Raw genomic sequence first — 26,905 nt, forward strand, 5'->3', positions numbered from 1 at the left:
TAAAATAAGTCCATTAATACATAGATTCTGTAACTTTAATAATATTAGTAAGTGTACTATTTACAGGTGTTGACACATTGTACTTTCTGCCAAGCTCAACAACTGTACCTCCAAAAATTCCAACCTCTGATTTTCTCTTTGCCAGCATATCCTGACACATTGATGTTTTTCCATCAGGTGACAGCTTGTTTAAAACCTTCACCCAAGCTTCTATATCCTCGTCTGTTAGATTAATACCTGCTTTTTCAGCTACTAAAATAACTTCCTTCATAGCAGCTTTCATAATATCAATTGCAGCTTTTTCCTTTTGAAATACCCCATAAGTTGCCCTTAAAACTGCTGATGTTTGGTTTATGCCAACATTAACCATGAATTTCCACCATAACATTCTGAGCATGTCCTTTGGAATCCTGTTTTCAATTTTAGCCTTATTAAAAAATTCTTTAAGAGTTATAACTTTATCTGTTAAAGTATTATTACTTTTTTCTCCAAATTCAATATAACCAATGTTTTTAAATGTTACATTCTGATGTCCTTCCCTAACAGCATCTATTCCTGCTGATATTGAGTAAAGAACCTTATCTATGCCATAAACTTCACCAAGTATTTCTTCACTTGTAATACCATTTAGCAATGATATTATAATAGTGTTATCACCAACATGATTTTTAATTTGCTGTACTGCTTCTTTTAACTGATTATATTTTACTGAAACTATTATTAAATCTGCTTTCTCACATTTCTCAAACGGGGTAACAACATCATAAAAATATTTCTCCCCATTTATTACAAACCCACTTTTTCTATACCTTTCAGCTCTTTCACCTTCAGCAATTATTTTTATGTTAACATTATGTATATTTTTAAAAATATGACTTGAATAAGCGCAGCCCATTGCACCCATTCCAATTATAGATACATTTTTTATTTCTTTTATCATTAAAACAGTCTTCCCTTTCTCTTTTTATTTTGTCAATTCATAATATTTAAATATTGCGAATTAACATTTATTTGTAACATTAAAAAAATTCTATAAATCTAAGGTAAAAAAATCATAAAATACTAAGAGTTTTAATAATTCTACGAAGCTTGCAAAACTTAAATAGCTGATTTAGTTTAATATCTATATTATTTTTTATAGGGAAGCAGAGAAAAATTTACCTTGCTTTTATTCTAAGCTAAGTAATAATATTTTGGGAACGATTTAAATAAAAGTCAATAAGACTTGCTTCAAATTATAAAAAGACTTAGAAATTTTAATTTATCTGAGCTTTTTTCAGCGAGTTATTAAAATTTATTAGTATTTTTATAATTTGGAGCTTAGTCTTATGATTTTTATTTAATGTTTCAAAATACTATTACTTGGCAATATTTATGAATTAAAGTTTTACTCGTTAACTATTGCAAAAGCACGTACTGGGAAACCTGGTGCATCCTTAGCTTTTGGAACTACACAGAAAATTATTGCTCCAACTGGTGGAACCTGATCGAGATTAGTCATAACCTCTATTTGATACTTGTCCTGATTTAATATATAATTTTCTCCTTTAAAACCATATTCAGCTTGTCTAATTGGTGCATCTGTGTCAAATGGTTCATGTCCACTTGCTGTTATCTTACGAGTTTCATACAAAAATTCTAATGTTTCATAAGCCCAACCTGGGTAATGAAGATTTCCTTCACTATCTGCATTTGAACATTTTTCTTGGTCTGGCCAAGCCTTACCCCAATCTGTTCTCATTGCTACAAAAGCTCCTTCTGGAATAGTTCCATATTCAGCTTCAAAAGCAAATAAATCCTCAAGTGTAAGTTCATAATCAGAATTTGCTTTAAATTTTTCCGAACAATCTATTACAACTAATGGAAGAGCCATTTCCTTGAGCTCTATATCTTCAATAAGTCTCTTTCCTGCTGCAAAATGTCCTGGAGCATCCATATGTGTTCCATATTGCCCTGGGAAAGTATATTGATTAACAAAAATTCCATCCTTCTCTATTGTAAAAAGTGTTTCAATTTTTTCAGCTTTAAATCCAGACCACTTTGGTGTATCTGAACCAAATGAATGTGTTAAATCAACCCATTTGCATTTTTTCAAATTAAATAATGTTTTCCATAAATCAATATTAACTGACACTGAAATCTCTCCTTTGTAATTAAACTATTGTTTTGTCGAAAATTATTGTATTTTGCAATCCATGGTATAAATATATATTAATTTATCAAAAAAGTCAATATATTTTTAATAAATTAATATTTTTATTTTAATTAATAAATTATATTATTAAAAAATACACACATATTTTGATAATTTCTTAAAATATGTGTGTACTATAAGTACTAGAATTTAATTTATTTTATATAATTTTTTAGCCGTAATAAACAATATGTTTTCTGCGGATTTTTGTGCAAAATCTTCATCTAATATTTCATTTTTAACTAGTTCATCAAATAACATACCTAATTCATGCTTTACCATTTCAGCACCTAAATAGTGTATTTCTGGAGTTACGAAGCCATCTGAACCATACATTATCTTATTTAAAGGACACATATCAAACATATCTCTAATCCCCTTCCTTACACCTAGGGTGACAAAAGGTATCATTTCTGACATATCAAGATATACATTTGGGTACATAGCTGCAAGATAACTAGCTTCAAACGTATAAGGATATCCTCCATGCACTAAAACGATTTTAGCTGCATTATAGTCTTTATCGTCCAGCACCTCCTTAAGGAGCATAGGATTATTATTTATCATATTTATATTTGACTCTCCAAAAGCCGCATGAATTTGAAGGGGTACATTATATTGTATGGCTTTTTCAATTGTTTTTAATAAAAAGTAATCTCTAAATTCCTTTTCACTATAATTTCCTTTTTGCAAAAGTGATCTACTTTGCTTTTTTATTTTGAGTCCAGTTCTATACCCAATAATGCTTTTCAGTGCCACTATATTTTTATTTTTCATTTCCCTATAAATAGTTTCAAAAAATCTCTCTTCAGAAGTATTAAAGTCCAATTTATCTTTTACAAATTCATCAATTATAGTTTCTATCCTGAACATGTATTTAACACCACAGGGAAGTACCTTTTCAAATTCGTCTAAGCTTACATCTGCTGGTTTATATCCTGTATCAACTATCAATCCTTTAATGTTTACCCTGTTAAACAAATCAGAGACATATTTTTTATAATTTTGTTTCATAACCTCATGCCTCTTTGCTAAAATTTCGTCTTCACTGCCACTGACCTCTAAGAATTTACCCAAACTTTTTATAGTTTTCTTATACATTAAAGTATTTTTAAGCTGATCTTCAGGAATATTATTTAAAGATAAACTCAAAATTTTTGCTAAATCACGTTCTTTATACTGAGCATCAAATAAATGGCAGTGATTATCTATTACCGGTAATTTAGTAAAATCCATATTATTCCTTTTCTCCATTTTAGTATGCACCTACATATTTATTAAACTCCCAATCTGAAACATACCTAATATATTCCGTCCATTGAAATCGTTTTAATTTTATATATTCTTCGTACATGTCCTTAGTAAACATCCTTTTAAAAAATTCATCATTTTCAAGCTCTTCTATTGATTGTCCTAAAGTTTCTGGAAGTCTAGAAATTCTCCTTTCAGCTTGTTCTTCTTCACTAAAACTTAGAGGATCACATAAAACTGGTTTTCCTGGCTCTATTTTATTTTTTACTCCATCCATACCTGCCGCTAAGATTACTGCTGCTGCCAAATATGGGTTGCAAGTACCATCAATAGGCTTAAATTCAATATTATAGCTTTTCTCTTCATTTCCCTTTTGTCCTGAAATAATTCTAATTGGGGCCTCACGATTGTCAAATCCATAACAAGTAAATGCCGATGCCCAACTGTGAGGAACAAGCCTTTTATATGAATTAACTGTAGGTGCAGTAAATGCACATAGTGCCTTTATATGTCTTAATATGCCTCCAACAAAATATTTTCCAATGGTACTAAGCTTATACTTATCATTATCATCGAACAGTAAGTTATTGCCATCCTTCCATAAACTTATATGCATATGCATTCCACTTCCAGCTTGATCTTGAAATGGTTTTGGCATAAATGATGTTAATAGACCGTGTTTATTACATATACCTCTAACTGTTTCTCTAAACATGAATTCTTCATCACACATTTTAAGAGCTTCATTATATTTCATAACAATTTCATGCTGACCAGCACCATATTCAGGATGATATTTTTCCACAACAATACCCTGAACTTCAAGTGCACTTATTATTTCATCCATAACCTCTTGCCACTTATTCATGCCATCTGAAGCAAAGCACAAACTTCTGTCAAAAGGAATAAGCTTACCATTCTCATCTTTCTTTAGAACATAAAATTCATTTTCAAAACCTATATTCGCATCGAAATCTATAGACTTTAAAACCCCTTTCAAAATAGAACGGGCGCACACACCTGAAGCCTCGTGAGTACTCTTTTTAACAAAATCACATATAACTGCAGCTGTATTTGAAGCATATGGTAGTACCCTAAATGTGTTTTTATCGGGGACAGCGCTAAGCTCCCCTAAACATCCAAATTTTGAATCAGGAGCAGAATTATCCAGCACACTAAAAAATGGCATTCCAATTGAGAAAGATTGACCTGTTTCAAAATTTTTTTCTATATCATTACCGACAGCAATATTACCCCTTATAACCCCATCATTATCCATATATAAAAAACGTGTATACTTAATATTTTCCTTTTTCATTTTTTCAATTATTTTATCCATATTTTTATACAACCTCTTTCACAAATTTTTATAAATAATAAGAACTTAAATAATTTTTTATGAGTTGGGCTAAAATGGCCGTATTATTAATAAGAAGTTCTTCATCAAAGTCGAACTTAGATGTATGAAGCATATGAATATTTCCACTTTTCTCATTATAACTTCCTAATCTAAGATATATCCCAGGAACACTATACGTATAATCAGCAAAATCGTCAGCCCCCATGGAAGGAGCATCAATCAAAGTAATATTATCATCTCCAATTATTTTTTTTAATTGACCATGAAAAAACGCAGAAAGCCCTTTATCGCACTTTAACGGATTTGCTTCGTGAATAATATTTACGGTGCATTCCACACCAAAACTGTACTTAATTCCCTTTAAAATATCCTTTATCCTCTTTTTAGCCATAATTGCTGTCTTACCAGAAGTAGTTCTTATAGTTCCTCTTAAAGTCACACTATCAGGAATTACATTGTAGCCCTTTCCACCATTAACTTCACAAATGCTTATTACCAAAGGTTCTGTTGGCTCTACATTCCTTGACGAAATTGTCTGAACAGCTGTTATAAAATATGCCGCTGCCACAATTGGATCTTTTGTTTTATCTGGATGTCCACCGTGTCCTCCAGTACCCTTTATTGTAATAGTAAAATCATCATCTCCAGCAGTCATTATTCCATATCGTAAGCCAACTTTTCCAAACTCTATGCCAGGAAATATGTGAAAACCCAAAATAGCATCAACCCTTGGCCTTTTTAATACACCTTCTTTAATCATTATTTTAGCTCCACCAGGTTCCTCCTCCCCAGGTTGAAATATGAACTTTATAGCTCCACATATAGAATCTTTCATTTCAGCAAATACATTAACTAATCCAAGTCCTATCGCTGTATGTCCATCATGACCACAGGCATGCATTTTTCCTTCTATTTTAGATTCAAAAGGAAGTCCAGTATTCTCTGTTATAGGTAGAGCATCTATATCAAATCTAAGGGCAATTACAGGACCGCTTTTACCACCTTTTAATATGCCAACTACACCTGTATTGGCTAGCCCACTTTTCACTTCAAGTCCACATTTTAGTAATTCTTCTTTTATTATTTTTGAAGTCTCATAACAATGGAGCTCAAGTTCTGGCATCATATGAAATTTTCTTCTAAATCTTATTATCTTATCACTTTTAAGGTGTACAATTCTTACTATATTCTCTTCTATATGATAATTTTCCAAATCCATAGCTGCCTCCTACGTTAAGTTATAATCTGTATTAATCTACCTTCATCGCTGAATCTTTAGAATTATAATCCCAATTATTTTTGTCCATTCGATTAAAAAAATCCACCAATAAGCCTACTAAAGCTTTCTCCATTTTTTTACCCTTTTCAAAAGTAGCCTTAGTTGGATCTCCTGTTGCCCCACAATTCGTAAGCTCTGCAAAATTCCATTTTATATCAATGTTATCTACTAAATTATCAGGAACTACCCCCTTAGCCTTTTCCATTTGAACTAAATCTTCAAACAAAGCTAAAGACATGGAAGTTTCCCCTTCCCCTGCATGTCCAAGTCCATCCCAAACTTCAAAAGTATCCTTAGGAAGTAAATTTCCTGCTGCCACCCACCATGCATCAAGTGAAGCTATTTTAGCCTCTGGATATTCCACTTTTACATCACGACTTGCAATTTCTATAGGTGCAATATTTCCATCATGGCCATTTAATATAAATATATTTTTTACACCATTTTTTATAGTTGATATCAAAATATCCTTTAAAACATTTATAAGAGTGTCATTGCTAAGTGAAATTGTAAAAGGGAATTTACTATAATGTTTGCTGTAGCCAACTGTTATTGGAGGCAAAACAAGCAGTCCTTCAACTTTTTCTGAAACCTCAACTGCTAATTTATAAGATACAAGAGTGTCATTTCCAAGCGGCAAATGTCCTCCATGATTTTCACATGAACCTACTGCTAAAATAGCTTTATCATAATTTCCCTCTTTGAATTTTGTACTTGTCATTTTGTATGCTTCATGCATAATAACACTTCCTAACTTTATTATTTATTATTTGTATTATAATATTATCATTGTATTTTTATTAAATCAATAATTTCTATAACATTTATATATTAATTCCGTTATAAATCGCCCTATTTTTTAAAAATGCATATTTGCTTTATGCAATGCCATTTTAATTTAACAGGTTGATAATAATTACGTAACCTACTTTTATAAATTGAAAATATATAATATAATATTATTTTAGACAAATTAAATATGAGGTGATTTTTTTGACTATAGTTCAAGCAATTATTTATGGTGTTGTTCAAGGAATTGGTGAATTTCTACCAATATCCAGTACTGCGCATCTAGTATTACTTCCATGGCTCTTTGGCTGGAAGGATCCAGGAACTGTTTTTGATGTAGCACTGCATTTAGGTACATCTGTAGCCGTTATTTTATTCTTCTGGAAAGATTGGATAGAACTAATTAAAAACGGATTTACAAATCCTAAATCAAAAAGCGGAAAATTATTTTGGATGGTTATTATAGCCACAATCCCTGGAGCAGTTTTCGGGCTAGTATTAGATAAGTATATGGATAGCTTTAAAAATCCAGCACTTATTGGTGTTATGCTTATTATTATGGGTATTGTATTATACTATGCTGATAAGCTTAGCAGAAGCAACATTAAAATTGAAAACATAGGACTTAAAAGAAGTGTAATTATTGGAATTTCTCAGGTTCTTGCAATAGTTCCTGGTGTTTCACGTTCAGGTATTACAATGTCCATGGGACGTTTTCTTGGAATGAAAAGAGAAGATATTGCAAAATTTACATTTCTCTTATCCACACCAATTATATTAGGAGATGCTGGTTACCACCTATTAAAGGTAGCAAAAGCAGGTACATTAGTAATAAATACACCTTTTATTACTGCGGTTATAACAGCAGCTATAGTTGGACTACTAAGTATCAAATTCCTTCTAGATTATTTGAAAGAAAGAGGCTTTGGCATTTTCTCTGTTTATAGACTTATAGCTGGCGCAGCAGTAATTGCTATATATTTTATAAGATAATAAATTAAAAAGAGTGCTGCATATTTTTCTAATTCAGCACTCTTTTTAATCATTTTTTTCTTAATTTCTCACCTTTTCTTCTATAACTCATATCATTTACAGATAAAACTTTAAAGTTTCCATTATCATACTCAACCATAGAAACACTTGAATTTTCCATTTCTCTTACATTTATATTCTTATCTATACTCGTAAGAAGTATCCTGAGCATTCCACCATGAACTACTAAAAGTACATTTCCTCCACCCTGCTCTGAAATATGCTCACTTATATTCTGAACTCCTCCTTTAATTCTTTTCATTAAAGTATCATAATCTTCTGCCGTTCCTGTTTCATCTAAAGCAGCACAGGTATTAACAAATGCTTTATCAAATTCCGGAATTTTTTTTATAACTTCTTCAAATGAATCCATCTTAAAATAATTGAGCATATCTTTTCTCATTATTTTTTCTTTTTCGCCTTCATACTTTCCAAAACACGTTTCTCTAAGCTCTGGGACTTCATTTACTTGTAAATTTCCACTTACCTTATTTCCTTTTATTACAATTCTTGCAGTTTTTATAGCCCGTCCTAGGTCACTGCTGTAAGCCGCTTTAAATTCGATATCACTAAGTCCGGCTGCAACATCTTTAGCAACCTCTATACCCTCTTCTGTAAGTACTCCATCACACCAACCCTGTGTTCTTTCTGCCCTGTTCAATATAGTTTGTCCATGTCTCATTAAATATAAATTTACTTTACTACTTTTTTTACAATTCATTTGCATTCTCCTTTGAAGTAATAATTTTTCAAAATAACTTACCTTATAATTTCATAATTTAGTGACATATCATTTATTTTGCATTCCATTTTGGGCTCCTTCATTTCTATACAATTAATCCTAAATAAATTATATCAATATTAATATTTAATATCAAAATAAAAAAGCTCTAACATTTTGCTAATCCATCATTAAAATATCATCAATCAATGATAATATAAGCAAGTATGCTAGAGTTTTTTTCTTTAAACACTATAACTTAATAATAAAAATTTATCTTCAAAAACAATAAGTCAATTTGTTACAATTCAGCTTTTTGTGGCTCGTCAATATCTTGAACCAGTATATCAGCAGGAGCTTTTGACTTAAGTGAAAGCATAGCAACACCTGCAATTACAAGTGATATAGCTAAACAAATATATGCAGCTTTATAATCGCCTGTACTAGTTTTGATGAATCCAACAAAATAAGGTCCAGTAAAACCTCCTAAGTTTCCTACAGAGTTAATTAGTCCTGTAGCACCAGCTGCTGCTGGGCCAGATAAGAATGATGTAGGTACTGTCCACCATACTCCCATTCCTACATATACACCAACTGCAGTAACACAAGTAAATATGAAACTCAATACAGGATTACCTGTCAAAGTTCCTAAAGCCATACCTGCAGCACCAATAAAAAGTGGAAGAGCTATATGCCATCTTCGTTCCCCTGTCTTAGATGTAGAATTACCATTAATTATGAAACCAACAAGTGCAACCGACATTGGTATTATAATTAACCAACTTACACTAGAATTACTTAATCCAGAAATTGATTTAAGTACTGTTGGAAGCCAGAAACCAAAGCCCCAAAATCCTGTAACCCACATAAAATATATGAAACACAATTTAAGAACTGTTTTATCTTTTAGAGCTTCCCATAATGTATACTTCTTTACTGAATTTTTTACAGCAATTTCTCTTTCATAATCTTCTCTTATTGACTTCTTTTCTTCTTGAGTTAACCAATTAACATCTTCAGGAGAATCCTTAAGCCAAAATATAAGTACGATTCCAAAAATAAATGCCAAGGCTCCTTCTAAAATAAATAACATCTGCCATCCCTTAAATCCAAAAGCTGCAATACCTAAAATTGCACCTGCTAAAGGAGAACCAATAATACTTGAAACTAACATTGAAGTTAATAGTATTGAAAGCGCTTTAGGTCTCTCTTTCGTGTTGAACCAACGAGGAACAATAGCTGAATAACAAACTGGATAAAAGCTTGCTTCTGCAGATCCTACTAAAAAACGAACAATATAAAACTGAGTTCGTGTATGTACAAAACCCATAAGTGCAGTAACTATACCCCACGTAAGCATAATTCTAACAACCCATTTGCTTGGACTTCGTTTTTCTGCAAATACAGTTCCTGGTACTTCAAACACTATGTACCCAAAGAATAAGATTCCTGCTCCCATCCCAAAAACCTGAGCAGAAAACCCAAGATCTTTGTTCATTGTAAGTGCTGCATATGATATATTGAGTCTGTCAATATATGCAAGCATTGATGCGATAAATAATGGTAAGATAACATTTAAATATTTCCTTTTAGTGACACTACCTTTAATAGTCATAATTTTTTTCCCCCCTTATTTGTTTTTGCATAATCATATTACTAAAAAATTTTTCATAATAAATGTATTGAATTGCTACTATTCTAAATATTAAATTAATTTTTATTATTATGAATATTGCAATTAATATACATAATAATAATTTTTTTTTTAATATATAAAAAAGCGGTCAAGATTCTCTCCTTGGGGCGAGAATCTTGACCGCGCGGTACCACCCAAATTTTTCACTTAACGTAATAACAGAATGAACCTTAAACTACACATATTCCAAAATCATAATCTTCAAAAATTATGGTACATATAGCCTTTATCCAAATAATTTCATTATAGATACTTTTATACTTTAATATACACAAATAAAGATAAATTCTAGAATCATCGGAGTCGCAAAATTGCATACCATAATTCTTCATTTTACCTTTAATCATTTCTTTATAACAAATTCAAATTTACTTAACAAAATTTAGTGTATGCTAAGATAATAGTACCACTTTCACAAAATGTCAATAGTTTTTTTGCTGTTTTTCAAAAATTATTTTTTACTACATTATATTTAAAAATCAGTATTAAAAAGTTTGGTATTGGTAGTATTTTTTAATTATTTTTTTAAAAAGCTATTATTTTATTGCTAATTTGATATTGTAATCGATTGTATTGTACTCATTTTTTAATTTATTCAATTTTTTAACCGTTTGGATTAAATTCATTCAAATTTTCACTGTTGACAAAAAATTTTTTTTATATTATAGTGTTTGCAAATAGAAAAACGATGACAGAGACAAGTAAACAAAAATATGCTTTCAGAGAATGGGAGTTTGGTGTGAACCCATAAGCTAAAATTTGTTGAATATCACTCTAGAGTTGCAGACTGAAATTAATTAAATTAAGTCGTGCCGGTAATGCCGTTATAATCACAAGTAATAATTTGGGTGGTACCGCGACAGACATTCGCCCCATGATGGGAGTTTGGCTGTTTTTTTTATACTTTAAAATTCCTTTATACCGTATTCATTTTAACAATTTAGTGTGTATTTTGTAATCTTATAATTTAAAAATCAAAGTAATTAGTATATTATCCATACCTCAACATACTTTTAAATAAGTCATGTTTTATTATATAATATATTAGAACTACATTTAATTTTACAAGTAGTTTTATTATTATATATTAAAAATGAGGTGTAAAAATGAAAGTATTGCTTATCAATGGAAGTCCGAAAGCTAAGGGCTGTACTTATACTGCTCTATGCGAAGTTGCAAAAGCTTTAAAAGAAGAAAATATCGAAACCGAAATTTTCCATGTTGGAAACGCTCCTGTAAGAGGCTGCATAGGCTGTGGTAAATGTTCAGATAATAAATGTATATTTGACGATGATACCTTAAACGCAGGTCTTGAAAAAGCTAAAAATTGTGACGGCTTTATATTTGGTTCTCCTGTACATTATGCTGCTGCATCTGGTGCTTTGACATCATTTTTGGACAGGGCTTTTTGTGCCGGAAACTTTTGGGAATACAAACCTGGTGCTGCTGTTGTAAGCTGCCGCCGTGGTGGTGCCTCTGCTGCACTTGACCAATTAAACAAATATTTTACTATTAGAAACATGCCTGTAGTATCTTCTTCTTACTGGAATATGGTTCACGGAAATACTCCTGAAGAAGTAAAAAAAGATTTAGAAGGAATGCAGACAATGAGAACTCTCGGCAAAAATATGGCATGGCTTTTAAAATCAATTGAAGCTGGCAAAAAAGCCGGAATTGCTCTTCCTGAAAAAGAGACAAAAGTTAAAACAAACTTTATACGTTAATTTATTATACTCATTTCAAAAATTCTTCATCAATATATAAATCTTTAAATTTGTTTTTTAATAATTGTTTACATCAAAAAATTAGCATTTTTTAATTAATATGCTAATTTTTTTAATTAAGCATACGATAATTATAGTGCACAATTGTATAATATAAACAAATTAGGAGGCATTTATAAATGAAGTTTTTAAAGTCAAAATTTGTTAGGTTCTTAACTATTTTATTGTTTGTATTTTCTATTACTCCTGCGAACTTCGTAAATGCAGCTGCATTAAAAAGTGTTACATTAGTGCCTGAAAATCATCTTGTAATCATAACTGGTCTGTTTCATGATCCACATCTATATGTATCAGGTTATGTAAAAGATGCTAATGGCAAACCCATTCCTAATGTACTGGTAAAAGTATACGACAATAATGCTGATTCAAAAGTAACTACTTATGAAAGTGGATATGCAAAAACTGATTCGAAAGGCAAATATATTATACCAAATGCTGAAATCTATTTTTATAATAGTAATTGGCTTTTCGCCGTTGCATATGATAATAACGGTAATGTCATCACTTCCAATACAGACAAAATTACAGCATTAAAGCTAATTATGTAAATCTTTATCATAACTGAAGGTTGGGTCATAGACCCATTACCCTTCTTAATTATTTGAGCTAACAATTTTAGTATATGAACTAACTGAAATAACATAATAAAATAAGTAAACTATAATATAACCTGCGGTTATAGCAAGGGTACTTTCTACCACAAGTTTGCTTGCTCCCATTAATTTAACAATGTAAGCAGCCAGGGCTACAGAACTATGCAGCAAACTTATAATTAAAGGCATGCCAAATATAAGCGCAAGTTGTTTAGAAATAATATGCTTCGTTTCTTTTTTCTTAGTACCAATCTTCCTTAATATTCTGTACCTTTCTCTATCTGCAAAAGCTTCTATTAACTGCTTATAATAAAGTATACTTCCCGTAGAAAGCACAAATAAAATGCCAAGGAACATTCCTATAAACACATAGCTTCCCATTAACCTATATTCACTCACATGTTCACTAAAATATGAATCAAAGTACGCTTCATTAGGAATTATCTTATTTAATTCAGAAACAAGCTTTTCACTTTTTAATGAATCATTTAAACTGTAGCCTCTAATTAATATACTGCTATATGCATTATTATTAGTTAACCTCTTAAAAGCTTTATCCGTAACTACAACTGTTGTTCCACCCAAATTGTATCCAAGCACACCATTTACATCAGAATCCACGATATTTAAATTAAAAGCTTCTCCTCTAGCCTTAGAAGACTCAATTTTAACATTTTCTCCTTTTAAAAATCCCTTTTTGTCTGTAGTACTTACCTCTATAAAAAAGCAATCATTATCCTTATTTAATTTCAATTTCTTAACCATCTTTAAACTATCCGCAGACTTATTTAATTCCGAATATCTTAAGATTTCATTGTATTCACTTTCAGATATTATCTTAACACCAAAAGGCACTTTTAAATCTTTGCCATTAGGACCCTTATACTTGTTTGTAAGTCCTGACGCTTCTACAATTGAAATATTTGATCTATGAGTAATTTTCACTTCCTTGTGTTTATTTATTACATCATATATTTTAGTATCCAATTCTTTATTTCCAGCCTTGTACATCAAAGAATATGGCGCGGCTAATGCTGTTTGTTTTTCTAAAGACATATAAAGACTAAAAGTAAAACCAAGGGCTGTAATTGCAACCGCAGATACTATAGCTATAGTTGCAAGGACATTTGAATTTGCCTTTATTCTATACAATATCTGCGAAATACTCACGAGATTTTCTCCCTTATAATACAGCTTTTTATTTTTTTTCAAGCGCTTTAGTAGTATTACAATTAGATTATTAAATAAAATATATGTTCCAGTGACTACTAATACTAATACAAGAAGTCCAAAGTAAACCATTTGACTTCCACCTTGAAGTGTTTTAGTATAAGCAATAACATACCCAACAAAAATCATTAGTATAGATATTAAAGCCATGCCCTTTGAGCCTTCAGTCGATACTTCACATTCTTTTTCCGCACTCAAAAGTTCTATAAGACTGTACTTATATACTACCTTTGAAGACCGTATCGAATTAAATATAAATACCACTGCAAATATTAGTATTGTAGCAATAACCGCATTAGGTTCCAATGTAAATTTTATGTTGACATTAGACTTCATCATGTTAACTAAGAGCTGTAAAATAAACCTAGATACTATAATTCCTAGAGGTAAGCCTAATATGATTGAAAACAATCCAAGAAATATGTTTTCTGAAAATAAGAGCGTACCTATCTCTTTCTTTTTCATACCAAGAATTGAGTATAAAGCCATTTCTTTTTTTCTACTTTTTATAAAAAAACTATTAGCATACCAAATAAAAAGTGCCGAAAAAATTATAACTATAATAGAAGCCGCCTTAAAAGCAGTATCAACTTTTACTTTTCCCCCACTAAAGGCCTGTATCTGTTTATTAAAGTAAATAGAAAAGAATAAGAAAAGCATAAAAACTGAAAATACTGTGCTTATAAAATATGACAGATATTTTCCAAAATTATGCTTAACATTGGAAACTCCAAGCTTAAACAGCGTCATTCATGCCACCTCCTAAGGAAGAAAGCACTTGTAGAATTTCATCGAAAAATTCTTTTCTATTACGTCCATCTCTCTCAATTTCACAATTTAAAGTCCCATCTTTTATAAATATAATTCTGTCACAGTAGCTAGCAGAAAAAGAATCATGAGTAACCATTACTATTGTTGCATCATTCTTTTCGTTAAGCTCAGATAAACTATTTAAAAGTTCCGATGATGATTTTGAATCAAGTGCACCAGTTGGCTCATCTGCTAAAATTAATTCAGGCTCTGTTATAATTGCTCTTGCAGCCGCTGCTCTCTGCCTTTGACCACCAGAAACCTCATATGGAGCTTTATTTATTATTTTTTCAATTCCAAGTAATTCACTTATCCTTTTTAACTTTTCTTCAATTAAGGAAACCTTAACCTTTGCAAGTGATAGTGGAAGAATAATATTTTCTTTAATCGTAAGCGTATCCAGTAGATTGTAGTCTTGAAATATAAATCCAAGTTTTTTTCGTCTAAAATCAGATAATGCATCTTCATCAAGATTAACTATATTTTTACCGCCAATTAATACAGTTCCGCTAGTCGGCTTATCTATAGTGGATATTACATTAAGCAAAGTTGATTTTCCCGCTCCAGAGGGACCCATTATTCCCAAAAACTCGCCTTTTTTAACTGAAAAACTTATTCCCATTAAAGCTTGCGATGGAATTCCACTTGCTACTGAACTATAAGTCCTTTTTACATCTCTAACTTCCATTACATTCATAAAATTACCTCCAAAATTTAACTTCATGGAGAGTTACCAGGCAGCTATTACTTTATACATGTACCATAATACCTTGAAGACTGACATTTTGGTACATGCATAAATTAAGTTACACTTTCGTATCTCTTTAGTTAGATTATAAATAAACGTTCTTAACTGGACTTTTAATTAATCTTAATTTCATCTTAAGTTTCTTTAGCAAATTCTACTTTTATGCTTGTTCCTACATTCAATTTACTTTCAACACGAATATTGCCACCGTGAGCTTCTATTATTTGCTTTGCAATTGCCATACCCAGCCCGGAGCCTTGAACCTTAACTTCACTGTTAGTTCCTCTATAGTACCTTTCAAAAAGTTTACTAACCTCTTCTTCTCCCATACCTTTGCCATTATCCTCAATATTTATATGTATTTTATCATCTTCTTCTATTGAAACCTTAAGTATAGTATTAGACTCATTGTGCACTACTGAGTTATAAATTAAGTTTGTAAATCCTCTCCTTAAAAGTGTATTATCAAATTTAAAATTCACTTTGTCCTTAGTGCACTTAAACTCAATATTTCTTTCTTCATATTTAGGAGTATTTAATATATCTATTATTACTTCTTTCAATAATCGTACTAAATTTCCATTCTCCTTTTTCATAGGTATTTTGCCATTTTTAAGCTTATACGTGAAATTCAAATCTTTAACTATACTTTCCAAATTATTTGCATTTCTAAGTATTATGGTCCCATATTTTTGTGCATCTTTAGAATTAACTTCATAATTAAAATCAGCTAGCATCTCAGCATAACCTTTTATAGGTGATAAAGGAGTTTTTAAATCATGTGATATATTTGATATCCATTCTTCCCTTAAAGTTTGATTTTTCTTTCTCTCAAGTTCTGCTGCTTTAAGCTTAGTATCTAAAAGATTAAGATTTTCATATACATCCTTATAAATCCCATTTTTCTTCATAGGTACATATGAATTTGAAGTCAACTTTTTTATTGATGCTATTACTTCTAACAAACTATAGTTCATCTTCATTCCATACACAGCAATTATAATCACAATTACAAGCACTACTCCTAATATAAGGAACTTAAAGTTTGAAGCTTTATTATAATCCACATACAAGGTTAATTTTGATACCTGCATAGGAAAGGCAATTATGTATGTCCATCTGGTTCCATTTGATTTAACACTTCCAACAAATATGGTATGATTTTTCACATCTCCACCACTTTTATATAATTGCACCATTTGTATAGGAGAATAATGTACTAATTCACCTTTAATTTTATTATAACTTTTAACCACATTACCATTTTCATCAATAATTTGCAAAGAAAGCTTATACTTTTTTAATTCATTTATTCCTGAAGCTGATAATTCTGGCTTTCCATTATTAAAAATAATTTTCTCGCTGAACTTTTCCGTAAAAGATATGGGCCAGCTTGCCCAACTAGCTTTACTGCCATTATCACTTTTTAGCAAATAAGTTGTTATTCCTACAAACAAAAAAATTAATATTAAAAGGAGGACAAAAAATATAGAATACACCCGAGAAATAAATTTATAATTCAATTTTTTCATTTTGTTCATTTCCTTTTACAAGCTTATATCCAAGTCCCGTTATTGTAACTATAAGCTTTGGATTAGACGGATCTTCTTCAAGCTTTTCACGGAGATGTCTTACATGAACAGAAATAGTATTATCATACCCCGTATATTCATCGCCCCACACAACTTCACAAATTCTTTCCTTGTTAATTATCTTATTTGCATTTTCTGATAAGTATAAAAGCAACTTATATTCCTTGGCTGTAAGTTTGACCTCCTTATTTTCCTTGTATACCTGACAATGCTCTGTATCTATAGAAATATCATCTATTTTTAAAATTTTATTTTGCTTACTTTCTTTTACATTATCATACTGCTGCCTTCTAAGCTGTGCCTTAATTCTAAAAGCAATTTCTTTTGTACTAAAAGGCTTTGTAATATAATCATCACCACCCATACTTAGACCAAGAATTTTATCAATATCATCACTTTTAGCTGACAAAAATAAAATTGGACAATAAGAAAATTCTCTTATTCTTTTGCACACCTCTATACCATCAATATCCGGAAGCATTATATCAAGTACAATTACGTCAGGAGCCTCATTTTTGCAAATAGTTATGCCATCTAATCCGCAATGCACCTTTTTTATGTTTTTAAAACCTTCCTTTAGTAAGACATCTTCTATTAAATCAGTTATATCTTTTTCATCATCTATAAGTAATACTTTCTTATTTGAGAAATTTACTAAATCCATTTTATTCCCCACTTTCCACTATCCTTTTTATTGTTTTATTATATGACTAATAACAAATACAAATCAATAGACCTATTTTGTAATAATACTGTTTTACTTCTTATGTTTACATTTCCTTATTTGTAACATATAATATGTGCATACATTATATTACACAAGGTAACAAAATATTTTATTTTACACATATAATGTTACTATATTGGCTGCAAATTATATAACAAATATGAGGAGGATACATTTAATGAAACATTTTTCAAAAAAATTATTTCTGTTTTTTATACTTTTAGGAGTAAGTTTAGCTTCTTTTTCAATCTCATCTAAGACTGTTTATGCTGCTAATTATTATATAGCTCCATACGGTAATGATAACAATTTAGGAACTTTTACCTCTCCTTTTGAAAGTATTACAAAAGCACAATCAGCAGCTTCTTATGGCGATACAGTCTACATATTAGGTGGAACCTACAATAATTTTAAAATTGCTGCTTCAGATTCTAATTATAATTACGTTAATAATATAACTAAAAGTGGAATTGCTTATAGAGCATATTCTTCTAAGAATGTACCAATTTTCGATTTTTCAAAAATTCCAGCTACTAAACGTGTTGCAGCTTTTCATATAGCTCCTGGAGTATCTAATGTTACTTTTTTATCACTCCAAGTAACAGGTGTTCAAGTTGGTAATCAAAAACAATCCGAATGTTTCAGAGTAGAAGGTAATGCTACCTTTAATCAAGTAGCTTGTCATGATAATGCTGCTAATGGTTTTTATTTTGTAAACCATGGTACTGGAAGCTGTATTAAATGTGATTCTTACAACAACATAGGAACTACATCATATTCAATTGGAAATACAGATGGCTTTGGAGCACATGCCGATGGTGTTACCTTTCAGTACTGTAGAGCCTGGAACGATAGTGATGATGGTTTTGATTGTTTAACTTCAAGAGGTTCTAATACTTTTGATCACTGTTGGGCCTTTAACATGAAAGCTGGCGGTGACTCCAATGGTTTTAAAATTGGCGGATATGCAAGTGGTACTCCATTTAATCCAGCTCCAATTCATACTGTAAAGTACTGCATATCAGCAAATAACAATGCTCATGGCTTTTATGCAAATCATCAGCCAGGACAGGCTGCAACTTGGACTTACAATACAGCTTACAATAATAGACTTGGAAATTTTGATATGCTTGAGCGTATAAGTCCAGATAATCCAACAGATATTCCAGGAACAAGAGAAATACTTCATTACAATCTTGCATATAGTGGGATTTCACTAAAGGATTCCAATCTTCCTTACGCAAATGCAAATAATAATTCATGGAATACAAATGGCATAGCTGTATCAGCTTCAGATTTTCAAAGCTTAGATGTAAATGAACTATCTAAAAGTAGAACTGCAAATGGTAATTTACCTGATGTTACATTTATGCGCCCAGTTAGCGGAAGCGATATTACTGGATTTGGATGCTTTTAAAGATCATTTTTTATAGATAGGCAAGCTGTAATTTAGTGAAGTAATAATGCTTAGCTGCGTTAAAGAAATCTTATAAAGCGTTCCTTCAGCATTGTTACTTCACTTTCACAGTAGTGCTATGTTTTCAATATGAATTTATCCCTTATTTTAACTTGCTTATAATCCCAGTATAAACTTCATAAGGTATAAAAAGATTATTATTTTTTCCAGTTCCAAGTTTTATTTCTGGTCTATTTGCTCCGTGATAATCCGTTCCACCAGAAAATATTAAATTATATTTTTTAATCAAATAATCTAGAAATTTATAATCATCTTCATTAAATGAAGGATAGTACCTTTCAACTCCATCTAGACCAATGCTAATTAAATACTTAATTTCACTTTCTATTTCTTCATTATTAAGTCCCGCAAAACCTATAGCCTTATTATAATGTGCCAAAAATGACAGTCCACCTGCTTTTTTTATGATTCTAATAGAAGTTTTAACATTCATAAGTTCATCTTCACCATATGGAATTGGATCTAAATATTTGTCCCAAATCTCTTGAGCTGTACTGCATAATTTATTTTTAACAAAGTATCTATAAATATCATATCTATCCAAATACTTTTCAAAAGCCTTTTGCCCTAATTCTTCTATATCTATATTTATGCCTTGCTTTTTAATTACAGTTAAAATGTATTCTACTCCCTTGTCCCTAGCCTTCTTCATTTTATTATACTCATATAAAAATTCCTCGTTTTCAGTATCTATTCCAAGACCTAAAATATGAAGTATTCTCCCATTTTTGTATAGAGAACTTATCTCTATTCCATTTAAGAAATCTATATTTTTATCTTTCGCCGCTGAAGCGGCTTCTTGTAATCCACCTATATTATCATGGTCTGTAAGTGCCACCGCTTTAATCTTTTCCAAAGCAGCTGTTTCTATCAATTGTTTTGGCGCACTTGCTCCATCAGAAACATTAGTATGAGTATGTAAATCTATTTTATAATCCATATAACCACCTCACTTTTCTATAATTATATAGTAAAACTTTAAAACTATAAACTGAAATTTGAATCAGTTCACATTTCACAGTGAAGGAACAGTTGACGGCATCTTTAAAAAAATAACAAGTCCATCTAGTGGTTAATTTTGCGTAATATTTCGTCAACTGAACCCGCTAAGACTGCCTAGTATTAACGGAACCAGTTTCCTCGTATTGCACAAAATTATCTCACAATATAGACTTGTTATTTTCTTTCAGATGCCTAAAAAATTCTAATAAATCAAAGTTATTACTCGTAAATATTAAGATAGCCTGTATTTTATACAGAAGGATAATTATCATATGTGAGGCTTGGACGAAGCTCATTATCCTTCTTTACCAAATATAATATAGCTTTGTATTTATAATAATATATTAAATATTATCGGTAATCCAATATGATCCAAGCCTCAGTTATGATAAGATTTATAGAATTTTTTTAATGCGACGAAACATTGTTACTTCACCTTTTTTATATTTCCATTGCCGCATCAAAACCTGTTCTTGTTGCATTCCACAAGGTTCCGCCTTTTGTATTACAATCTCCAATAGCATAAGTTTCTTCTGCTATATCTTTAAACAATTCTACTTGCTCTCTATCTGCTCTCACACCTAAAGATAAAATCACAGTATCGCATGTAATAACTTCTTTTTTGCCAAATTTATTTTCTACAACCGCACCTTCTTCTGTAACATCTGCTAATTTAACTTCACAGGTGAAAGTTACCCCTTCTTTTTTAAGAAGTTCTTTTAGTGCAATCATACTTATCTGTATACCATCGGCACCTATTCTTTCTTCTGGTAGCATGTCTATAACTTTAACTTTCTTTCCTTCTCTTGATAAGCTAAGAGCTGCTTCAAGGCCTGTAAAACCACCTCCTACTATTACAATATTTTGTCCAACTTTTACTCTTTTAAGTTCCACATCTCCAACCCAAGCAAGCTTTTCTGTACCACTTAAAGTAAACTTAGGGATTATTGGCTTTGCTCCAACCCCTATTAAAACTGCATCCGGCTTTTCACTGATTACATTTTCTCTTGTTGCTGCCATGTTAAGTCTTACTTCTATTTTAGGATTATTCATTACAGTTCTAATTGACCAATCTAAATACTTTTTCATGTCTTTTTTAAATGCTGCAGTAGAAGCCATCCTTAAAGCTCCACCAAGCTCATTATTTTTTTCAAAGATAACGACATTGTGACCTTTTTTAGCTAATACCCTTGCTGCTTCAAGACTTGATGGTCCTCCTCCAATTATAACTACCTTTTTCTTTTTAGCTTCTTCTCTAATTTTAGGAAATTGAATTTCTCTTCCTATTAGTGGATTAACTGCACATCTTAAATGTAAAAACTGTGTATGAGTTCTATTAATACAAGTATTGCAGCGTACACAAGGTCTTGTCTCTTCACTTTTTCCCTTATATGCATTACTTACACAATTAGTATCTGCTAAAATATTCCTTATCATAGCAACCACATCAACATCACCATTTGATACAGCTTTTTCTGCCGTTTCCAAATCAAAGCCTCCAACTACAGACACTGGAATATTAAGTTCCTTTTTAAATCTTTTTGCTGCTTCTAAATTCATTGCACGCGGAAAATATGTTGGCTGAAATAAATATGGGAGAAGAGAATTTTCTGAAAGGAGTCCTCTTGAAACATGCATCATATCCACCTTATCTTGAATTTTCTTTGCATATTCTAAAGTTTCCTCTATTTCAGAATTTCCTTCTAATAATTCTTCTGCACTTATACGATATTCTATTGCAATTTTATTTCCAACCTTTTGACGTATTACCTCTAACAGCTCTTTTCCAAACCTGCATCTATTTTCAAAACTTCCACCATATTCATCAGTTCTATGATTGTATTTTTTAGAAAAGAACATTGCTGGAACATTTCCATGTGCACCATGAATCATTATCATATTAAAACCAGCTATCATACATCTTTCTGCTGCATTTGCAAAAAGTTCTATGAGGTGATTTACTTCTTCTTTGCTGCTTTCTGTTGCCACAACCTCCGGCGGCATAAGCATGTATTTTCCAGATACTAATTCTATACTAGCTAAAGCTCCATATGTATGAATTATCTCTGCTATATCTGCTAAATCAGCTATGCATAAAGGACTTCCAACACTGGTTATAGGCACACCTGAAATTTCTTCATCTATTGATGAAACTCCTAAAGTAACAATTCCAGCTCTAGATCTAGCAAGTGATCGTGTATATGCTAAAAATTCCGCATTATTTCCACCATCTTTTGCACATAAAAATGATCCTGCTGGAGAAATCTCTATACGGTTTTTAGCTGTAAAATTTCCTATCTTTATAGATTTAAAAATATTAGAATTCTTGTTCATATAATTCCCTCCCATTACTTGTATACACCTATTATAATTCTCATTTATTTTAATTAGAAATACAATAAAATAATGCAACTATAAGATTATCTTATAGCTGCATTATTTATAAATAAATCTACACATGGATTTGTATTTCCTTTTAAATATGCTGCACTAAATTTAATTGAATGTGGCTCCCCTTCTATTTCTACGAATGAAATTTTCTCCTTATTTAGTTCTTTAATTTTTTTAGGAACAATACTTATTCCCATGTTTAAATCAATCATTAAACTTAATATTTGACTATCTGCAGCAGTTATAATAGACTTTGGAATAATATTATATTTACTGTAAAAGCTTAAAAAATGTTCATACATCTTTGTTTTTTTCTCATTTGCTACAACTATATTATTTTCCCTTGAAAGTTCCTCCCGTGATACCTTTCCTTTACCTGCTAATTTATTGCTGGAATTCATCATAGCACATGCATTGTCTTCAAATATTATTTTATAATCAATTCCCTCTAATTCCTCTATATCGTATGGCCATGTAAATACTACATCATAAACTTTACCTTCTAGCTCCTTACTTATTTTTTCAAAGGCTGCTCTTTTAAAATTTATTTCAATTAAAGGATATATTTTTTTAAATTTATTTAATATTTGTGGCAAAAATATTTCCTCTGTACCTCCGCATATCCCTATTGTTATCATTCCTTTATATCCATAAGCCACACTTTCAGCTTTTTTTACTGTATTTTTATAATCTTCCACTATGTTTTTAACACCATTATAAAATACTTTTCCAGCCTCAGTAAACTTAACATTTTTGCTGGTTCTTATGAATAACTTAAATCCAAGTTCTTGTTCTAAGGAATTTATTTGCTGGCTAATAGCTGATTGCGCCAAATAGCATTCTTTTGCTGCCTTAGTAAAATTCAAATTATCAGCCACACTTATAAAGTAAATAAGTTTATTCATTTGCATATAACCATACCCCTTTTTTTAATTTAGTATTCCTGCAATTTTTATGTACCAAGGTATACTATAATAAATATCAAAAGATTATTAGAAACCCTTATAAACTTTGTGTCTTCTTTTTTCTTCATATGACTGGTGCCATAATAAATTAGTGAATTGTTGTTTTTATTGTATCATGCTTATCTACATTCATAAACATTTCAGAACTGTCTGTAACCTTGAAACTTGTAATATACACCTATAATATTGTATCTATAGAGGTGACTTTAAAATGAAAAAGGAAAATTTAAAAATAGAAAATATCCCTGCAATTTTGTGGGGTACTAAATCAGATAAATTATTCATAGCAGTACATGGCAACATGTCAAACAAAGCAGATGATGCAATTGTTATATTTGCAAAAGAAGCAGTACATAAAGGCTATATAGTACTTAGTTTCGATTTACCTGAACATGGCGATCGCAAAAATGAAAACTATGCTTGTACAGTGCAAAACTGTGTTAAGGATCTTAATATTATTATGAATTATGCACGTTCAATATCAAACAATATAAGTTTGTTTGCCTGCAGCATGGGAGCATATTTCAGTTTACTGGCATATAATACTGAACCTATAAAGCAATGTCTTTTTCTCTCTCCTGTAGTAAACATGAAAAGAATTATAATTAATATGATGACATGGTTCAATATAAGCGAAAGCAAACTCAAGGAAGAAAAAGAAATTTCAACACCGATTGGACAAACTCTTTATTGGGATTACTACTGTTATGTTAAGGCGCATCCTATTATTACCTGGAATAAGCCTACCTCAATTCTCTACGGCATAAAAGATAATGTGTGTGAATTCAACATAATATCTGATTTTGCAAAAAAATTCAACTGCGACTTAAGAATAATGGAAGATGGAGAACATTATTTTCACACTGAAAAGCAACTTGATTTTTTGGGGCATTGGCTAAAGAAACATATACGCTAATCATGTAAGCCGCAGTTAAAAAGCCTAATATACAATTTATTTTCTTTTATTTAAAACAACAAATGTAATTATTATTAATAAAGGATACAAAACGCTCCATCCGGCAAATAAAAAAACAATAAAGGATAAAAATGCAGCTATTAAAGCACAGACTTTTCCCCTTTTACTTAATAAAACCTTAGCAGCTGCAAGCATACTTATAATATAAACAGCAAGGAACGTAGTACTTGGAATTCCAATAAGTGCTTTTAAATTTAAAGAAAAAATATAACTTATAGACATTATAGCTAAAAATAATGGAATAAATGAAAGCAGTGCTGCATATGGTGTTTGATATTTAGGATGGAGTTTTCCAAATAAAGCAGGAAACTTTCCATCTCTGGCCTCAGAATAAACCAAACGTGAAAATCCGGAAATATAAGTGTGAACAGTACAGTAACAAATAATAAATCCTAAAAAGGCTACAAGGACCTGACCACTTTTACCAATTCCATATGACACTAATTTAATCATTACTGATGCAGAATTAACTGAGTTATATATTCCATTACCTATGGTAACAAATGCTATGGAAATATATATTAAATTAACTATTATATATCCTGCCCCTAAGCTCAAAGGGATATCTCTACGCGGATTATTAAATTCTTCTGCCAAATTTCCAATAATCTCCCATCCCATAAAGGCAAAAAACAATAAATTCATAGCCTGACCAATCGGCAACAAACCATTGCTTATAAAAGGATGAAAATTAGATATATTGACATGTGCACTAGAAAATGTCACAGTTAAAATTAATATAAATAGTATTACAGAAATAATAAACACCTGTACTTTTCCTAATAATTCAATTCCTCTATAGTTTAAAATTATAGCAAAAACTAAAATTGCTCCTGCTGCTATATAAATATAAAGCTGGGACCATGAAAAGATACTTCCTAAGTAATTTGCACCTATCAACGCAGTTACAGGCATTCCTATAGGCATCGCGCTTAGTATAAGGATTCCTGTAAGTTCACCTAAAGAATCACCAAAACCCTGCCTTGCATAAGCTGCTAATCCACCTGAGTTTGGAAATTTAGAGGACATCATTCCAATAGTTATAGCCATAGGAAGCGAGAATAGTCCCATTAGTATCCAACTTAATATTGATGCCGGTCCTGCCATTTCTGCTGCAATTGCTGGTAATACTAAAATTCCAGAACCTAGTACAGCACCTACCGTAAGAGCCGCTCCTTTAATCCATGTAATACTTTTTTTAAGCTTAATTTCCTGTTTCATAAATTGCCTCCGTTTAAATTAACTTGAATTTTATTTGCTCCTAGTGTAACATGAAAAACATCTACGAATAATACGATTATATTAATCAATTTAATCGAATTTTACGATTGGATGTGATATTAGTGGATACAAAAAAGCTTCAAACTTTTATTACTGTTGCCAAGCTATTAAATTTTAGAGAAGCCGCTGAAGAGCTTAACTACTCTCAGTCATCAGTTTCTGACCATATAAGCAGTTTAGAACAAGAATTTGGTGTGAAACTTTTTGATCGTCTTGGAAAAAAAGTATTTTTAAATGAGCATGGACAAAAACTTCTTATTGCAGCTAAAAAAATGGTTCAGGATGAAAAGCAAGTTTATGAATTGTTTAACAAAAACAAAGAAATTACAGGTTCTATTAGAATTGGAGCTGCTGAAACAATTTCTGTATTTTGGCTGCCACCTCTTCTTAAAAAATATAAAATTATGTATCCTAAGGCTAAAGTTATTCTGAAAATGGCAGACTGCCTTAAACTTCCTAAAATGCTTGAAAATGATGTGATTGATATTGCTTTTAGTCTTCATGATGAAATAGACGAGGAATATATAACTCAATTTGATGTATTTAAAAACCCTACAGTTTTTATTGCTGCACCCGATCATCCACTAGCTTCCTTAAAAAGCATAGCAATTGAGGCTCTTCAGAATCAGTCATTTATTGCTTCAGAACCAGATTGCTGTTATCGTATAGAGCTTGAAACTTTCCTAAAAAAATCAAACATAAAAATAGACACTATTATGGAACTTAGCAGCTTAGAGGCTATAAAGCAGTGTGTAAAAAGTGGGCTTGGAATTTCTTTACTTCCAAAAATTACTGTTAAACGCGAAGTTAATAACGGTGAGCTTGTAATATTACCTGTACAAACTTTCCATATCGATATATATGCAAGAATGATATATCACAGTCAAAAATGGCTTTCACCAGCAATGACTGCTTTAAAAGATATGGTGTTAAATAATACTTTTAGTGAAATTTAATTTTCTTATTATTGATTATTAAGTTACTAATTGGTAAAATAGATTTATAAA

The 26,905-nt window shown here is 30.9% G+C and carries 23 protein-coding genes and 1 other annotated feature; of the genes, 6 read left to right on the forward strand and 17 right to left on the reverse strand.

From position 1 onward, the window contains the following. Window positions 1-13: 13 nt before the first annotated feature. The 6 genes from BEE63_RS02520 to BEE63_RS02545 all read right to left on the reverse strand — a co-directional run bounded on the left by BEE63_RS02520 (window position 14) and on the right by BEE63_RS02545 (window position 6,823). Window positions 14-940, reverse strand: a complete 927-nt coding sequence (locus BEE63_RS02520) for a ketopantoate reductase family protein (protein WP_100369858.1) — start codon at window positions 938-940, stop codon at window positions 14-16. Window positions 941-1,387: 447 nt separating this feature from the next. Continuing rightward, window positions 1,388-2,134: a cyclase family protein gene (locus BEE63_RS02525; protein ID WP_081312445.1), complete on the reverse strand. Its 747-nt coding sequence runs from the start codon at window positions 2,132-2,134 to the stop codon at window positions 1,388-1,390. A gap of 210 nt (window positions 2,135-2,344) precedes the next feature. Next, window positions 2,345-3,448: an amidohydrolase family protein gene (locus tag BEE63_RS02530; RefSeq protein ID WP_066019887.1), complete on the reverse strand. Its 1,104-nt coding sequence runs from the start codon at window positions 3,446-3,448 to the stop codon at window positions 2,345-2,347. Window position 3,449: 1 nt separating this feature from the next. After that, entirely contained in the window at window positions 3,450-4,784 is a 1,335-nt protein-coding gene (locus tag BEE63_RS02535) for a glutamine synthetase family protein (protein WP_066019888.1), read from the reverse strand. A gap of 28 nt (window positions 4,785-4,812) precedes the next feature. Then, window positions 4,813-6,024, reverse strand: a complete 1,212-nt coding sequence (locus tag BEE63_RS02540; protein WP_066019889.1) for a M20 metallopeptidase family protein — start codon at window positions 6,022-6,024, stop codon at window positions 4,813-4,815. A 31-nt stretch (window positions 6,025-6,055) separates the two neighbouring features. Next, window positions 6,056-6,823: a creatininase family protein gene (locus tag BEE63_RS02545; protein ID WP_066019890.1), complete on the reverse strand. Its 768-nt coding sequence runs from the start codon at window positions 6,821-6,823 to the stop codon at window positions 6,056-6,058. A 254-nt stretch (window positions 6,824-7,077) separates the two neighbouring features. On the opposite strand from BEE63_RS02545, the gene BEE63_RS02550 reads away from it, so the two are divergent. Next, window positions 7,078-7,866: an undecaprenyl-diphosphate phosphatase gene (locus tag BEE63_RS02550; RefSeq protein WP_066019891.1), complete on the forward strand. Its 789-nt coding sequence runs from the start codon at window positions 7,078-7,080 to the stop codon at window positions 7,864-7,866. 49 nt (window positions 7,867-7,915) lie between these two features. Here BEE63_RS02550 and BEE63_RS02555 read toward each other — a convergent pair whose 3' ends face one another. The 3 genes from BEE63_RS02555 to BEE63_RS21525 form a co-directional block, all read right to left on the reverse strand. Continuing rightward, entirely contained in the window at window positions 7,916-8,626 is a 711-nt protein-coding gene (locus BEE63_RS02555) for a histidine phosphatase family protein (protein WP_066019892.1), read from the reverse strand. 301 nt (window positions 8,627-8,927) lie between these two features. Continuing rightward, on the reverse strand, window positions 8,928-10,241 hold the full coding sequence (locus BEE63_RS02560) for an MFS transporter (RefSeq protein ID WP_066019893.1): 1,314 nt from the start codon (window positions 10,239-10,241) through the stop codon (window positions 8,928-8,930). Between the two features lie 251 nt (window positions 10,242-10,492). Beyond that, on the reverse strand, window positions 10,493-10,669 hold the full coding sequence (locus BEE63_RS21525) for a hypothetical protein (protein WP_175400822.1): 177 nt from the start codon (window positions 10,667-10,669) through the stop codon (window positions 10,493-10,495). Window positions 10,670-11,001: 332 nt separating this feature from the next. Next, window positions 11,002-11,200: a binding site (T-box leader), on the forward strand. Window positions 11,201-11,428: 228 nt separating this feature from the next. Between BEE63_RS21525 and BEE63_RS02565 the strand changes: the two genes are divergently transcribed. Then, on the forward strand, window positions 11,429-12,046 hold the full coding sequence (locus BEE63_RS02565; RefSeq protein ID WP_066019894.1) for a flavodoxin family protein: 618 nt from the start codon (window positions 11,429-11,431) through the stop codon (window positions 12,044-12,046). 179 nt (window positions 12,047-12,225) lie between these two features. Beyond that, window positions 12,226-12,654, forward strand: coding sequence for a carboxypeptidase-like regulatory domain-containing protein (locus BEE63_RS02570; protein WP_066019895.1), 429 nt, complete (start codon window positions 12,226-12,228; stop codon window positions 12,652-12,654). Between the two features lie 45 nt (window positions 12,655-12,699). Here the strand turns inward: BEE63_RS02570 and BEE63_RS02575 are convergent, their stop codons facing one another. The 4 genes from BEE63_RS02575 to BEE63_RS02590 form a co-directional block, all read right to left on the reverse strand. Continuing rightward, the gene (locus BEE63_RS02575) at window positions 12,700-14,679 is read right to left on the reverse strand and encodes an FtsX-like permease family protein (RefSeq protein ID WP_066019896.1); all 1,980 of its coding nucleotides are present in this window, start codon (window positions 14,677-14,679) and stop codon (window positions 12,700-12,702) included. Next, window positions 14,666-15,427: an ABC transporter ATP-binding protein gene (locus tag BEE63_RS02580; protein WP_278286426.1), complete on the reverse strand. Its 762-nt coding sequence runs from the start codon at window positions 15,425-15,427 to the stop codon at window positions 14,666-14,668. The genes BEE63_RS02575 and BEE63_RS02580 overlap by 14 nt, the downstream gene beginning before the upstream one ends. Window positions 15,428-15,621: 194 nt before the next feature. After that, complete coding sequence (locus tag BEE63_RS02585) at window positions 15,622-16,920, reverse strand: sensor histidine kinase (RefSeq protein WP_242874653.1); 1,299 nt, start codon at window positions 16,918-16,920, stop codon at window positions 15,622-15,624. 79 nt (window positions 16,921-16,999) lie between these two features. Continuing rightward, window positions 17,000-17,743: a response regulator transcription factor gene (locus BEE63_RS02590; protein WP_066019899.1), complete on the reverse strand. Its 744-nt coding sequence runs from the start codon at window positions 17,741-17,743 to the stop codon at window positions 17,000-17,002. Between the two features lie 241 nt (window positions 17,744-17,984). Here BEE63_RS02590 and BEE63_RS02595 point away from each other — a divergent pair, with 241 nt between their 5' ends. Continuing rightward, on the forward strand, window positions 17,985-19,223 hold the full coding sequence (locus tag BEE63_RS02595; protein WP_066019900.1) for a right-handed parallel beta-helix repeat-containing protein: 1,239 nt from the start codon (window positions 17,985-17,987) through the stop codon (window positions 19,221-19,223). A 142-nt stretch (window positions 19,224-19,365) separates the two neighbouring features. On the opposite strand, the gene BEE63_RS02600 is transcribed toward BEE63_RS02595, so the two are convergent. The 3 genes from BEE63_RS02600 to BEE63_RS02610 form a co-directional block, all read right to left on the reverse strand. Further along, window positions 19,366-20,223, reverse strand: a complete 858-nt coding sequence (locus BEE63_RS02600) for a PHP domain-containing protein (RefSeq protein WP_066019901.1) — start codon at window positions 20,221-20,223, stop codon at window positions 19,366-19,368. A 503-nt stretch (window positions 20,224-20,726) separates the two neighbouring features. Continuing rightward, a complete protein-coding gene (locus tag BEE63_RS02605) occupies window positions 20,727-22,619 on the reverse strand; it encodes an NAD(P)/FAD-dependent oxidoreductase (protein ID WP_066019902.1) in 1,893 nt (630 codons plus the stop codon). An 86-nt stretch (window positions 22,620-22,705) separates the two neighbouring features. Next, window positions 22,706-23,587 (reverse strand): LysR family transcriptional regulator, encoded by an 882-nt coding sequence (locus BEE63_RS02610; protein WP_066019903.1) that lies wholly within the window; start codon window positions 23,585-23,587, stop codon window positions 22,706-22,708. Between the two features lie 265 nt (window positions 23,588-23,852). On the opposite strand from BEE63_RS02610, the gene BEE63_RS02615 reads away from it, so the two are divergent. Further along, window positions 23,853-24,557, forward strand: coding sequence for an alpha/beta hydrolase (locus BEE63_RS02615; protein ID WP_066019904.1), 705 nt, complete (start codon window positions 23,853-23,855; stop codon window positions 24,555-24,557). A gap of 36 nt (window positions 24,558-24,593) precedes the next feature. Here the strand turns inward: BEE63_RS02615 and BEE63_RS02620 are convergent, their stop codons facing one another. Beyond that, window positions 24,594-25,838, reverse strand: coding sequence for an APC family permease (locus BEE63_RS02620; protein ID WP_066019905.1), 1,245 nt, complete (start codon window positions 25,836-25,838; stop codon window positions 24,594-24,596). A 122-nt stretch (window positions 25,839-25,960) separates the two neighbouring features. Between BEE63_RS02620 and BEE63_RS02625 the strand changes: the two genes are divergently transcribed. After that, the gene (locus tag BEE63_RS02625) at window positions 25,961-26,854 is read left to right on the forward strand and encodes a LysR family transcriptional regulator (RefSeq protein WP_066019906.1); all 894 of its coding nucleotides are present in this window, start codon (window positions 25,961-25,963) and stop codon (window positions 26,852-26,854) included. The last annotated feature ends 51 nt before the right edge of the window (window positions 26,855-26,905 follow it).

Origin of the sequence: Clostridium pasteurianum (assembly GCF_001705235.1) — a bacterium.
GTDB classification, from domain to species: Bacteria; Bacillota; Clostridia; order Clostridiales; family Clostridiaceae; genus Clostridium_S; species Clostridium_S pasteurianum_A.

Excerpts from the sequence above, each read along its gene's own strand:
- BEE63_RS02520 (WP_100369858.1), bottom strand. The coding sequence starts at position 940 with ATGATAAAAGAAATAAAAAATGTATCTATAATTGGAATGGGTGCAATG.
- BEE63_RS02530 (WP_066019887.1), bottom strand. The coding sequence starts at position 3,448 with ATGGAGAAAAGGAATAATATGGATTTTACTAAATTACCGGTAATAGAT.
- BEE63_RS02535 (WP_066019888.1), bottom strand. The coding sequence starts at position 4,784 with ATGGATAAAATAATTGAAAAAATGAAAAAGGAAAATATTAAGTATACA.
- BEE63_RS02540 (WP_066019889.1), bottom strand. The coding sequence starts at position 6,024 with ATGGATTTGGAAAATTATCATATAGAAGAGAATATAGTAAGAATTGTA.
- BEE63_RS02545 (WP_066019890.1), bottom strand. The coding sequence starts at position 6,823 with ATGCATGAAGCATACAAAATGACAAGTACAAAATTCAAAGAGGGAAAT.
- BEE63_RS02555 (WP_066019892.1), bottom strand. The coding sequence starts at position 8,626 with ATGAATTGTAAAAAAAGTAGTAAAGTAAATTTATATTTAATGAGACAT.
- BEE63_RS02560 (WP_066019893.1), bottom strand. The coding sequence starts at position 10,241 with ATGACTATTAAAGGTAGTGTCACTAAAAGGAAATATTTAAATGTTATC.
- BEE63_RS21525 (WP_175400822.1), bottom strand. The coding sequence starts at position 10,669 with ATGATTAAAGGTAAAATGAAGAATTATGGTATGCAATTTTGCGACTCC.
- BEE63_RS02565 (WP_066019894.1), top strand. The coding sequence starts at position 11,429 with ATGAAAGTATTGCTTATCAATGGAAGTCCGAAAGCTAAGGGCTGTACT.
- BEE63_RS02570 (WP_066019895.1), top strand. The coding sequence starts at position 12,226 with ATGAAGTTTTTAAAGTCAAAATTTGTTAGGTTCTTAACTATTTTATTG.
- BEE63_RS02575 (WP_066019896.1), bottom strand. The coding sequence starts at position 14,679 with ATGACGCTGTTTAAGCTTGGAGTTTCCAATGTTAAGCATAATTTTGGA.
- BEE63_RS02580 (WP_278286426.1), bottom strand. The coding sequence starts at position 15,427 with ATGGAAGTTAGAGATGTAAAAAGGACTTATAGTTCAGTAGCAAGTGGA.
- BEE63_RS02590 (WP_066019899.1), bottom strand. The coding sequence starts at position 17,743 with ATGGATTTAGTAAATTTCTCAAATAAGAAAGTATTACTTATAGATGAT.
- BEE63_RS02595 (WP_066019900.1), top strand. The coding sequence starts at position 17,985 with ATGAAACATTTTTCAAAAAAATTATTTCTGTTTTTTATACTTTTAGGA.
- BEE63_RS02600 (WP_066019901.1), bottom strand. The coding sequence starts at position 20,223 with ATGGATTATAAAATAGATTTACATACTCATACTAATGTTTCTGATGGA.
- BEE63_RS02605 (WP_066019902.1), bottom strand. The coding sequence starts at position 22,619 with ATGAACAAGAATTCTAATATTTTTAAATCTATAAAGATAGGAAATTTT.
- BEE63_RS02610 (WP_066019903.1), bottom strand. The coding sequence starts at position 23,587 with ATGCAAATGAATAAACTTATTTACTTTATAAGTGTGGCTGATAATTTG.
- BEE63_RS02615 (WP_066019904.1), top strand. The coding sequence starts at position 23,853 with ATGAAAAAGGAAAATTTAAAAATAGAAAATATCCCTGCAATTTTGTGG.
- BEE63_RS02620 (WP_066019905.1), bottom strand. The coding sequence starts at position 25,838 with ATGAAACAGGAAATTAAGCTTAAAAAAAGTATTACATGGATTAAAGGA.